Genomic DNA, 551 nt, shown 5'->3' with positions numbered 1-551 from the left:
ACGGTGGCGGCCGGATGTGCGGGTTCTTCGTTCGCTGCGAGCAGGGTAGGCGCGCAGCTCACCTCATAGAAGTAGCCCGGGTCGAAGAACGTCGGCACCGAGAAGCGGTCTACGCCGCTCTGGTTGTTGAGCACGCGGTGCATGTTCGCATGATAGAGGCCATTACTCAGAATCCGCACCATTTCGCCAAGATTGATGATGAAGGCGCCTGGGATCGGCGGGGCCGAAATCCATTCGCCCGCCGCATTTTCCACCTCGAGACCACCGATGTTATCCTGGAGAAGGATCGTGATCATACCCCAATCGGTATGGGCGCCGGCGCCGATCTGGTTGAACGCGGCGTCTGCGGGCTGCGGCGCGTAGCGTAGCAGGCGGGAATTAAAGAGCGGCTCCTCCAGTCCCTTGGCGAAATAGTCCTCTGGCAGATCGAGCGACAGAGCAAGCAGGCCCATGAGATGGCGACCGACGCGGAACATTTCCTCGACATAGGCCTCGTATTGTTCACGGAAGCCAGCCGGCTGCGAGGGCCATTGGTTCGCACCGCAATTGGG

Annotated in this window: 1 protein-coding gene; it reads right to left on the bottom strand. The window is 60.8% G+C overall.

Features of this window, described 5'->3' with window-relative positions; all coding sequences use genetic code 11:
* A partial coding sequence (locus tag AACY52_RS29760; RefSeq protein WP_339561295.1) for a 2OG-Fe(II) oxygenase family protein occupies nucleotides 1-551 on the bottom strand: 551 nt, incomplete at both ends.

The organism is Pseudomonas sp. EA_65y_Pfl1_P113 (genome assembly GCF_963970525.1).
Classification (GTDB): Bacteria; Pseudomonadota; Gammaproteobacteria; order Pseudomonadales; family Pseudomonadaceae; genus Aquipseudomonas; species Aquipseudomonas tritici.
This window is presented reverse-complemented; position numbering and strand designations above follow the sequence as displayed.